This is a genomic window from Aerococcus sp. UBA6277, assembly GCF_002440555.1.
In the GTDB taxonomy this organism is placed as follows: Bacteria; Bacillota; Bacilli; order Lactobacillales; family Aerococcaceae; genus Aerococcus.
This window is the reverse complement of sequence record NZ_DJUR01000022.1, coordinates 1-11,242: the sequence shown is the minus strand read 5'-3', so window position 1 is coordinate 11,242 and position 11,242 is coordinate 1. Positions and strand designations below refer to the sequence as shown.

The 11,242-nt window shown below is 41.4% G+C and carries 13 protein-coding genes; 5 read left to right on the top strand and 8 right to left on the bottom strand.

The window, feature by feature from the left end:
• Positions 1 to 235: 235 nt before the first annotated feature.
• A complete protein-coding gene (locus B2V22_RS04115; RefSeq protein WP_290490714.1) occupies positions 236 to 2,185 on the bottom strand; it encodes a heavy metal translocating P-type ATPase in 1,950 nt (649 codons plus the stop codon).
• A 183-nt stretch (positions 2,186 to 2,368) separates the two neighbouring features.
• On the opposite strand from B2V22_RS04115, the gene B2V22_RS04110 reads away from it, so the two are divergent.
• The 4 genes from B2V22_RS04110 (at position 2,369) to B2V22_RS04095 (ending at position 4,862) form a co-directional block, all read left to right on the top strand.
• Positions 2,369 to 2,593 carry a DUF2829 domain-containing protein gene (locus tag B2V22_RS04110; protein ID WP_290490713.1) on the top strand — a complete coding sequence of 75 codons (225 nt, stop codon included), beginning with the start codon at positions 2,369 to 2,371 and terminating at the stop codon, positions 2,591 to 2,593.
• A 41-nt stretch (positions 2,594 to 2,634) separates the two neighbouring features.
• A complete protein-coding gene (locus tag B2V22_RS04105; protein WP_290490712.1) occupies positions 2,635 to 3,414 on the top strand; it encodes a 3-oxoacyl-ACP reductase in 780 nt (259 codons plus the stop codon).
• A gap of 131 nt (positions 3,415 to 3,545) precedes the next feature.
• Positions 3,546 to 4,094, top strand: a complete 549-nt coding sequence (locus B2V22_RS04100) for a QueT transporter family protein (protein WP_290490711.1) — start codon at positions 3,546 to 3,548, stop codon at positions 4,092 to 4,094.
• Positions 4,095 to 4,208: 114 nt separating this feature from the next.
• Positions 4,209 to 4,862, top strand: coding sequence for an SDR family oxidoreductase (locus B2V22_RS04095; protein ID WP_290490710.1), 654 nt, complete (start codon positions 4,209 to 4,211; stop codon positions 4,860 to 4,862).
• Positions 4,863 to 4,924: 62 nt separating this feature from the next.
• Here B2V22_RS04095 and B2V22_RS04090 read toward each other — a convergent pair whose 3' ends face one another.
• The 7 genes from B2V22_RS04090 to B2V22_RS04060 form a co-directional block, all read right to left on the bottom strand.
• On the bottom strand, positions 4,925 to 5,632 hold the full coding sequence (locus B2V22_RS04090; protein WP_290490709.1) for a DNA alkylation repair protein: 708 nt from the start codon (positions 5,630 to 5,632) through the stop codon (positions 4,925 to 4,927).
• Positions 5,633 to 5,690: 58 nt separating this feature from the next.
• Positions 5,691 to 6,338 carry a YczE/YyaS/YitT family protein gene (locus B2V22_RS04085; RefSeq protein ID WP_290490708.1) on the bottom strand — a complete coding sequence of 216 codons (648 nt, stop codon included), beginning with the start codon at positions 6,336 to 6,338 and terminating at the stop codon, positions 5,691 to 5,693.
• 39 nt (positions 6,339 to 6,377) lie between these two features.
• Positions 6,378 to 7,088 (bottom strand): MBL fold metallo-hydrolase, encoded by a 711-nt coding sequence (locus B2V22_RS04080; RefSeq protein WP_290490707.1) that lies wholly within the window; start codon positions 7,086 to 7,088, stop codon positions 6,378 to 6,380.
• Between the two features lie 134 nt (positions 7,089 to 7,222).
• Entirely contained in the window at positions 7,223 to 8,032 is an 810-nt protein-coding gene (locus tag B2V22_RS04075; RefSeq protein WP_290490715.1) for an aldo/keto reductase, read from the bottom strand.
• 24 nt (positions 8,033 to 8,056) lie between these two features.
• Complete coding sequence (locus B2V22_RS04070) at positions 8,057 to 8,440, bottom strand: OsmC family protein (protein WP_290490706.1); 384 nt, start codon at positions 8,438 to 8,440, stop codon at positions 8,057 to 8,059.
• 208 nt (positions 8,441 to 8,648) lie between these two features.
• Positions 8,649 to 9,131 (bottom strand): PepSY domain-containing protein, encoded by a 483-nt coding sequence (locus B2V22_RS04065; protein WP_290490705.1) that lies wholly within the window; start codon positions 9,129 to 9,131, stop codon positions 8,649 to 8,651.
• Positions 9,132 to 9,236: 105 nt separating this feature from the next.
• Positions 9,237 to 10,028, bottom strand: coding sequence for a carbon-nitrogen family hydrolase (locus B2V22_RS04060; protein WP_290490704.1), 792 nt, complete (start codon positions 10,026 to 10,028; stop codon positions 9,237 to 9,239).
• Between the two features lie 277 nt (positions 10,029 to 10,305).
• On the opposite strand from B2V22_RS04060, the gene B2V22_RS04055 reads away from it, so the two are divergent.
• Positions 10,306 to 11,242 (top strand): metal ABC transporter solute-binding protein, Zn/Mn family (locus B2V22_RS04055; RefSeq protein WP_290490703.1); only part of this gene is annotated, 937 nt, incomplete at its 3' end.

Here is an 11,242-nt window from a genome sequence, read left to right as displayed (position 1 = left end):
TACTTTAGAGGGAGCATATCAAACCGTCACATCCTCCTTTTTTATAATATTATGCATTAACAACATGGCAACGTTTATTTTGATATTGCGGGTCTTCTATTTTATCTAGGACTGTAATGGCTAAGGCACGAGAATCTGTTGCGGACTCACCATTATCTGAATATAATAATTCATCTTTACCTAATTTAAAGGCCTCATTTTCTCCAGCACGGAATTCAACAATCCATACGCTTGGCTACTTACCTCTTTTTCCTCTTAGGAGTCGTAAGCCATTAAGAATAACTAGAATAGTTGATCCCTCATGAAAAAGTACACCTAAAGCGATATCTGAAACTCCCATAAAATTAAGGACAACTAGAACCAAAACGACAAACATAGAAAAAGCAATATTTTGCCAAGTAATGCGGTTTAAATCCTTAGAAAGTTGATGGGCATAGGTTAATTTTTCCAAATCGTTGTCCATGACTACAACATCTGCCACATCAATCGCTACATCAGTACCATCGCCCATGGCAAAACCAATATCTGCTTGAACAAGTGCTGGTGCATCGTTCACCCCATCGCCTGTCATCGCAACTTGGCCATATTCAGCTTGCAAATCTTTTACAATTTGCGCTTTTTCTTCAGGTAGAACATTGGCCACAACTTGATCTATCCCAACTTGCTTGGCCACTGCTTGTCCAGTTGCTTGATTGTCACCAGTGATCATCACGGTATGCACACCAGCTTGGTTTAAGTAGCTAATGGCTGTTTGAGCCGCTTGATTTGGGGTATCCATCATGGCAATATAACCAATCACGGCATCATCTTTTGCGACATACACTACCGTTTTACCAGCTTTTGACAATGCATCCGAATGCGCTTTGATTTTATCTGGAACAGACGTAAATATTGATGGTTTACCAATTTGATAGTGATGCCCATCGTAATGACCACTAAGCCCTTTTCCTAATTCGTTGATCACTTCAATTTCCCCAGCTAAACTGTTCGTATAGTCTTTAAATTCTTGTAAAATGGCTTGGGCCAAAGGATGGTTAGATTGGCTTTCCATCTCAACAATCACTGGTAATATATCTTTTCCTTCAATACTTTCAATGAAATAGTAGTCAGTCACCTCAGGTTCACCTTTTGTCAAGGTACCCGTCTTATCAAAGGCAATGGCCTTTAAATCCTTCAAATTAGATAAGTAAACGCCACCTTTGAATAAAACACCATGACGGGCCAAACTAGAAATGGCCGACAAGGTTGCAGGAACTGCTGAAGCTGCTAGAGCACATGGTGATGCTGAAATGAGGAATACTAGACCACGATACCAAGCATCTGCCCAATCCCAGCCAAAAAGCCATGGTCCAAGAAGAATCACAAATGGGAACATCGCTAGGACCGCTGTAACATAAATAGGTTCCAATTTTTTAATTTTAGAGGCTGCTGGCGTTAGATTTGCTTGTGATGATTCAACCATTTGTAGAATTTTAGCAAACACTGTTTCATCTGGATTTTTAGTCACTTCAACGACTATCGCATGGTCTCCGTTAATGGTAGCACCAAAAACCTCATCTCCAACTGACTTTTCTTTTGGCATGGACTCCCCATTAATGGAAGCCTCATTGATCACTGTCGCGCCTTGAACAATTCTACCATCCGTTGGGATTTGTCCACCATTTAATACCTTTACCCGGTCCCCGATTTGCAATTGGTCAACCGCTACCTTATGACTAGTACCGTCTGCTTTTAACAAGAATGCCTCTGTTGGATTTAAATTCATCAGATTAGTAATCTCTCGACGTGATCGACCTTCTGCATAATCCTCTAAGAAATGCGCACCCGCAAAAATTAATATCAATAAGGCCGCTTCATAGAATGAACCAATGGATATGGCTCCAACTGCCGCTAACCCCATCAAGAGGTGAATATTGGGTTTAAACTTACCAGCTGATAAACTATCTCGGATAGTATCTCCAAATCCTTCTTCTAAAACATGGTAGCCAGAAAGGATAACAGCCCCTACCATCAATATATTCCCAATTAAACTTTGCCAGTTACCAATAATTAATCCAAGTACAAAGGCAATCAGTCCTAGTATATATAGTCTCGCAGCTAGTTTGGTATCATGTTCACCATGGTTGTGTCCATGGTGGTCATGAGTTTTCTCTTCCGTATGACGATCTCTATTTTCAGTCATCATGTCCACTCCTTTTAATCATTTCACTTACTATATACAAGTTATATGAATGACCATTCATATAACTTGGTATCATTATACCACACCTATATGAAAAAACAATCATATTCCATAAAAAATATATACTATAGGAGAATTGAAATTTGTTATAATAATTGTTGACGCAATTTTGAGGAGGTGAAATAAATGACATTTGAAGAAATCTTACCTAAATTACGCCAAGGCGCACACATTATCCGCGATGGTTGGGGTGGCGCAGAAGAGTACGTAAAACTAGTTGACCCGAAAGAATTTGAAGGCCAAGCCATTACCCCCTACTTTTTGATTTCAGTAGCAGGAGAGGGCTTCTCAATGTTCCAACCAACCGTTTGCGATATCCTAGCTGACGACTGGTCTATCGTTTCTGACTAGTAACGCAGACATCACTTACACAATAGAAAGGAAGCAGATACATGGATACATCCTACACTGATTATCCTAAACTCCCTGCCCAATTAAATGTTATCGTTACAGGAGGCATGTCTGGTATTGGCAGCAGTCAGGTACAACACTTTTTAGAAAAGGGCCATCGCGTTTTGGCTGTCGATCTTAAGCAAGATGCAGGTTTGGTTAATAAATGGACTACTAGCTACCCGAAAAACTTTAGCTTTCGCAAAGTGGATTGTAGCGATTTAATGGCAGTAACTATCCTTTTTCAAGAATTAAAAACTTCTTGGAATACTATTGATGTACTATGTAATACAGCCGGTGTCCTTGACGATTATAAAGCCTTAGATCAAACGGACCCGACAACCTGGCAAACGATTATTTCTAGTAATTTACAAGTGGTTTATAATATGACCTACAAAGCTTTACCTATGCTACTAGCCAATCCTACTTCTCGCTTGATCAATATGACATCGATTGCTGGGTTAACGGCTGGTGGCGGCGGGATTGCTTATACAACAGCTAAGCATGCTATCGTCGGGTTTACTAAACAGATGGCCTACGATTACGCGGGGCAAGGTTTAGTGGCGAACGCCATTGCGCCTGGTGCTATCCTGACGCCAATGAACCAAGCTGATTTTATGGGTGATAATCCCATGGCCGATCAAGTGATGGCTCAAACACCCGCTAAACGGTGGGCAAGTCCTGATGAAGTAGCGGCCCTAACCCTATTTCTAGCCAGCGACCAGGCAGCTTACATGCAGGGCAATACTATTCCTGTCGACGGCGGTTGGCTGATCCGATAACTTTCTACATATATCAACTCAACATCAAAAAACACACTATAATTGCGACACTTCGGTAGAGTACTACTCACTGTTTTCAGTGTCCTTTGGTCGCAATTGCACACTAGGCCCAGCCTACAAAGGAGACTAAAATGAATAACGCAAATGATACAATCACCCCTTCACGCTTTACCACTCTAGATATGACCAAAATTGCCGTCGTGGCAGCCTTATACGTGGTCATCACCCTAGTCATCGCGCCGATTTCTTACGGCCCCGTTCAATTCCGGATTTCTGAATCTCTAAACTTCCTAGCGCTTCATAATAAACGCTATATCTGGGCTGTTTCTATCGGTGTTTTCATCGCCAACTTCCTGACATATGGCCCAATGGACATGATCGTTGGCTCTGTTTCAACCTTTATCTTCCTACACATTGGTCGCTGGTTAGGCGATTATCTTGTCAAAATGGCCAAGCAAGCCCAATTTGACTTATTGTCTGACCAATGGATTCGCTATATCACTTTGACAGTTGTTTTCGCCCTATCCATGTTCACAACCACTACAACAATCGTATTAGTCGGTGCAGACGCTGCCTTCTTACCAATTTACTTATCACTTGCCCTATCTGAATTTGCGGCCATGACCCTTGGTATGTTTATCATGTACCCTTTAAGTAAGCGGATTGATTTCGACCGCTAATAAGCGGATTCTTTGAATTGCCCTTTTTTGACCTTTATACTGAGTAGTAGACAAATGAACATAAAAAAATTTGATACAGAAATATTAAGGTCATTTGAAAGGAGCTTTTCAAACATGAGAGTACTTGTAATTGGTGCCCATGGTGGCGTATCCCGTCACTTCGCAGATTTTGTAAAGGATTCAGAAACAGTAGAAGAAGTTGCAGCCATCCGTAACTTAGACCAAGCCCCCTTCTTTGAAGAACGCGGGATTGAATCAGTTTACTTAGACTTAACCAAACACACACAAGCAGACATTGAAAAAATTCTGACCGACAATCATATTGATTCAGTGATTTTCTCAGCTGGTGCCGGCGGTTCAGGCGACGACATTGTTATGATGGTTGACCTTGATGGCGCTATTAAATCGATGCAAGCAGCTGAGGCAGTTGGTATCAAGCGTTTCGTGATCGTATCTACCTTTAGAACCGGTCGCGAGCAAATAGAGAAAGGTGCCTTACGCGTTTATACCACTGCGAAAACTTATGCAGATGAATGGTTGAAATCACGTACCAACCTAGATTGGACCATCGTTCATCCAGGTGTCTTACGTGATAAACCAGGTTCTGGGAAAATCACTACTAAACCCCAAGGTGAAGTCATAGACGTTGCCCGTCAAAACGTAGCCCAAACCTTACTAGCGGTTCTAGAAAACGACAATACCATTGGTAAAGAATTCGAAGTAGTTGACGGAGATACAGATGTCACAACAGCCGTTCAAAATCTATAAGCCTGTATTATAAAGTAAAAAGGTGCCCGCGAACAAAATCGCAGGCACCTTTTTTATCTAAATTAACATCTAACGTATTTACGTTTAAAACCTATCCGGTCTCTTTTAATTTCCTTTTGAATCGACGCATAAGCATTCAAAGTTTGTGGTTTCTTATGTTCACGTTCAATCACCACTTCACCAATTTCTTCAGCCACCGCTAAGGCTTTTTCAGATAAGGGAATATAGGATAAGCCAACCGTATACACGAAGTTGTTCATAGAATGTTTGGACCGTTCAGGCTGGTCATGAATCGTTTCCTTAACCTGGTCAAGCATAGCTGACAACTTATCCTCACTAAAATTATCGTCTTTCAACCGGCCTAACAACCAGCAATAAGTCGACCAGCCAGCTGACATCCTCAACTCTTCGCCAGAGGCAATCCACTTGTCCGCCACTTCTTGGGCGATATCCGCTTCAGATAAGGTCACAGCAACCACCCAGTCAGCCAACATGAAGCAGTATGCTTGGTCCATCCACCGGTCATAATCCGATTCCGTCATGGCGTTGGCGTCCGCAATTACACCCGCAAAGTACATAGCGTCATAGTTTCCGGATGCATATAATTCTTCAGCCAAGTCTTGGTCAATCTTAATGGCCTTCCGCATGGGTTTCATTGACTCCGTTGTTACACCAAATAATGGTTCAACCGCCCCATTTGAAAGGTATATTTTCTTGGTCCGGTCTTTTCCCAAAGCTTCCAATTCAGTCATCACTTCAGCGTATTCCATGCCCTCACCCTTCCCTTCAAGTCGCTCTCAACTTTTAGTCTTCGCCGTTTCTAGCTTTCTAAACTTTGCTTCCAGTTAATTTATTGACAATAGGTTCCGCCAATTTAGTTCTAAATGTTGAAATCATCGGTCCTGCGAAGAAACCTAAATAAACAGTCATCAACCCAACTGGACCACCTAATAATAGGGCTATCAGTAAGCATAAAATTTCATGGGCAAATCGGATCTGTGCAAAAGAAAATCTCGATCTCTCTTCAACTGTAGGTGCAATTGCATCTAGGGGTGCCGTACCGATTCCGGCCGAAATGTATAAGGCTGCACCGAATAAGAATACCGTTCCGGCAATAACGGTAAATACAACACGGATCAATAAATTCATATCACCATCACCCAAACCTGCTTGGTTTAAAAGGAAATCAAAGAATTCCACAATATAACCAACAAACAACCAGTTAATAATAGTCCCCAGGCCAAATTGACTACGGTCAACGAAGACTACGGCTAAAAATATAAATACATTAAAAATAACAACTACAGTACCAAATCGAATGCCAGTTAAGGCCGAAATCCCCATATTCATGGCACTATACGGATCCATCCCCATATCGATAGTCCCAGATAATGAGATGCCAAATGCAATCGCCACACAGCCAATAAAAGCCACAATGGCTCGGATCAGTAAATCTTTATTCAAATAATCTTTCATATAATAATCTCCTTTATAATAATCTTCTTTTTGCCATTACTAAACTTGCATAAACGCGTCTAATTCCTCAAATGAAACTGGGTCAATGTGCCCATGTAAGTAGAAATCAGCGTCCAATTCACTCAAACTTTGACGTAAAACAGCCATTTTCTCAGGATCCAAATAAGAATTGTTGTAGAAATCTTCCGTAATTGTATCCCCGATAAAAGCAACTTTTTCAGACGGAATATAGATAATCATCCCATCTTCAGAATGCGGATTCACCACTGGGAAAACTTCCACTTCAAGGTTACCCAAATCAATATTCAGCTTACCCTCAAATTCTAAATCAGCCTGATTCACTTTAATTTGGCTTACTGGATTGTCATACTCAACACGTAGATATTGGTCACAAAAAGCACACTCTTCGCCTGTTTCAAGGCGTTCTTGCATAGCCTCCTCATTCCACTTCCACTCAGCCATCACGCCTAATTGGGTATTAGTTTTCTTATTAGCAAGGACCGGCGTATCCACCGCATGAATGCCATAAGTATGGTCCCAATGCCAATGGGTAATTAAAGTCATAGCTTCTTTAGGCAATCCTAAACGTTCAACTTCCTGGTCAAAATTTGCTACATGACTAGCAGAATTCCCCGCATCGATCCGCAAGGAAAACTTGTCTCCTCTAATATAACCTAAAACCGGGCGGTCCAAATCCCCATCCGCCGGCATATAATACACACGTTCTGTTAATTGCTTTAATTGTCTCATCGTTTCAGTGTCTCCTTTTCAATCAATTCATTATAACAAAATTCACAATTATCCCATACCCCTTAGAAATTTTTCCCATATAAAAAAGGCTACAACATTCCCGTCATAACCTTTTGCCAGAAAATATCGTCATATTATAAGTTAGCGATTTTCTCTTTGTCAGCGTCGCTCAAGTTAAAGTCGAATACATTCAAGTTGTCTGCTTGGTGGTCTGCGTTATGTGACTTAGGAATCACGACCACACCACGTTCAATTTGGTAGCGAAGTAAAACTTGGCCCCAAGTTTTGCCGTATTGAGCACCAATCTCATCTAAGATAGCACGAGAACTTTCGTCAGTTCCCTTCATTGGCGCCCAAGCTGTGACAACCACATCGTTTTCAGCAGAATATTCAATAATGTCATCGTTCCATACTTCAACATTCGATTTAATTTGGTTGACCATTGGTTGAATACGCGCGTTATCGATGATGATATCTAATTGGTCTTGGTCGAAGTTAGATACACCGATAGCTCTAATTTTGCCTTCATTATAGGCATTTTCTAAAGCATACCAAGTTTGTAACATTTCATTTTCATTGTCCCAAGGATGGTGGATCAAGTATAAGTCAATGTAGTCTGTTTGTAATGCTTCAAGTGATGCATTTAAAGTCGCTTCCACTTTTTCAGCTGAACCCGCATGGTCCAAATCACCAGGGATCTTAGAGGTGATAAAGAAGTCCTCACGCGGTAAACCAGATTCCTTGATTGCTTTACCAACAGTCGACTCATTGCGGTATGCAACCGCCGTATCAATGGCACGGTAACCTGCCGCAATCGCTGATTTTAATTCCGTTGTATCATCAGTCACTTCACCCAAGTAATCACCGTCAACCTTACCGAAAGTATTGGTACCAGTACCTAAAATTGGCATTTCTACCCCATTATTTAATGTTACAAATTCCATCATTACACGCTCCTTATATGCTCTCTATTGAAAAACAACTATCTCATTCACTTGAATATTTGGGTCAATACTTTGCACCACTGGACAATACTTGTGTATCATCTTGGTTGCCCGCTCAGCACGTCCCTGATTTTCCTCAGCCACACTCACGTACATGGTAATTGTGATTGCTGTGACTGGTTTGGCACTTTCCTCAGAACGGTCGAAATCAATGGCTACGTCATGGAAAGTATGGTCGATTTTTGAATTATTCAAAATATTCCGATATACACTCGCTGAACAGGCCGCAACCGCCAAGACAAATGTATTCAAAGGAGAAAAACCAATTTCCTTATTCAAAGGCCAGTTGTTCCCATTGTCGTTGACCGCCTCAGGACCTAACTCAGCCATATTTAAATGTAAGGTCATCTATTCACTCCTCACCCATATAGGGACTGCATTACAAGTCCACTAACTTCTTGATACTTTATTATAGAAAAGAAATCAGAAAAATACTAGCAAACAGGACTCGGACTCGCTCAGACCGAAAGAAAATAAGCATTTAAGTGTCTATTATCTTTAGCTAAAATAAAAAGGTGACACTTTCAGTACCACCCTTACTAAATTCAAATTTTAATTAGTTGTCTTTTTCAGCATTTAAGATATTACCTGTTGTTGCGTCGATATCATATTCAAATTCACGGTCGCCCTCTACAGTAAATTCAATTTCATAATGGGCAACGTCATCGTAATCATCATCGTCGTCATCCACATCATCTAATTCAATTTCACGTGCTGTTAAGGCATCTTCAGTTAGACCAGCGTCGTCTAGAGCAATTTGCCACGCTTCATCTTCAGAAATGAATTCTCCTGAAGCAGCTTGGTTGGCTTCACTTGAGCTTGCGCTCTCGTTGCTATCATTGACATTGTCATCCGCGTCGTCACCTGACGTGTCTTCTGAACTAGGTACCGTTTCAAAGCTTGTTTCTGTTGAAGAAGCTTCTTGGCTGGTTGTTTCAGCTGTTTCGCTTGTAGTCGTATCTTCATTGCCACTGTTACCGCATGCCGCAAGTAAGAATACTGAAGCGAATAATGTTAGCGCACCTGTTTTTAATTTCATGGAATCTCCCTTTCGTTAAGCATAGTGTCGACTACTATAGTTAGCCCGATGGCTAACCTTTTATAAATTATAACATATAGAAAAACAGCTTCAATTTTTTATCACTTATATATTATAGATGTCTGGTCTCCGGTCATTAAAGACGTTAATCGATGAACGAATGCCTTCAATAACAGAAAGGTCTATCTCACCGTATTTTACGCCTACTTGTAAATCAGGAGAAACAACATACTCGCCCCAAGGATCAATGATGGCTGAATGACCGCCATATAAAGTCTCTTCGTCCCCATTAACCGGTCCTCTTGAATTAGCCGATACGACAAACAACTGGTTTTCGATTGCCCGTGCCCGACCCAAAGTATCCCAATGTAGATTCCGGACTTCAGGCCAGGCAGCCGGCGCAAATACAATCTGTGCATCTGCCAAGGCTAAGGCCCGCACCCACTCAGGGAAACGCAAGTCATAACAAGTGACAATACCACATTTGACCCCGTCCAATTCAAAGGTCACACTCGCTTCACCCGCTTCAAAATAACCATTTTCCTTGGCCGGTGAGAATAAATGGGCCTTATCATAAGCTGCAATCTCTTGCCCTTTTCGGTTATAGATATAGGCCGTATTAAATAGCTTGTCACCACGCCTATTAGCCACCGAACCCCCAACCACATTGACTTGGTAGTTTTTAGCGAACTGGCTTAAAAATTGACGACTCACCTTGCCATCCTCGTCCGCTCGCTCTTTCACGTCTTCCGGTAAGAAGGATGTATTCCATAATTCTGGCAGCACAATCACATCCGGTTGATTGGCCGTCGCTTCTTCCATCAACGCTTGGATCGTTTGAAAATTCTCTGCCACCTGGCTTTGTTGTAAGGATGCTTGTACAATCGCAATTTTCATCATATTCCTCCTAATAACCCTTTTCTCCATTATATAGGAGTCCCTTCCAAAAGTAATTTAAAGGGCTTATTTCCTTGGAAAAAGAGCCTTCGCGGTCTATATGACGGACATTTCCTGTAAATTTTAGTTGACTACTTGATCCGCCATGTGATAAATTAGCCGATATCAAATCGTAACGATTACGATTTACTAACTTTGCCCCTAGCTAAGGCAAAAAAATATATTGGGTACCCAAATACATGTGATTGAATATTATTTTGGAAGAGAGGATACATTGATGAATAAGAGTTTGACATTCGCTTTATTGACCTTAATGGGAGCTGCCCTTGTGGGTGCATGTGGACAAGCAAATACTGAGGCAGATGTGGGAAATGATGGGGACAAATTAGAAATTGCAACAACGATATACCCTGTTTATGCCTTCACAAAAGAAATTGTTGGCGACCAAGCTGACGTGAGTTTAATGGTACCAGCGGGCACAGAAGCCCATGACTATGAACCTTCTGCAAAACAAATTGCGGCCCTAAACGAATCAGATGCCCTAATTTACCACAATGAAAATATGGAAACTTGGGTGCCTTCTGCAGAATCCAGCATCAACGAAGATGTAAATGTGATTAAAGGAACTGAAAACATGGTCCTACTGCCAGGTTCTGAAGACGACTATGACCACGATCACTCTGATGAAGAAGGACACAAAGGTCACTCACACGCCTACGACCCACACACTTGGGTGTCACCATATCGTGCCATCATGGAAGTGGCATCTATTACAGCCCAATTAAGCGAATTATATCCAGATATGGCCGAAGAATTCCAAGGCAATGCGGATGCTTATATGGAAGAATTAAATGAGTTAGATGCCTTATATGCAGAAGCCTTTGAGAATGCTAGTCGCCAAGACTTCGTTACTTCTCATACTGCCTTCACCTATCTAGCCGTTGATTACGGTTTAAATCAAATCGGGATTGCTGGTCTAACACCTGAAGAGGAACCATCAGCAGCCCGTCTAGCCGAATTAGCTGACTACGTAAAAGAAAATGATATTCAATATATCTACTACGAAGAAGCAGGATCAGACAGCATGGCCAAAACACTGGCTGATGAAGCAGGGGTTGAAATGGCTGTCCTAAATCCGTTAGAAAGCCTTTTTCAAGAAGCTATGGATGAAGGTGCTGACTATATTTCTGTTATCAACTACTCTCTGTTAAAAC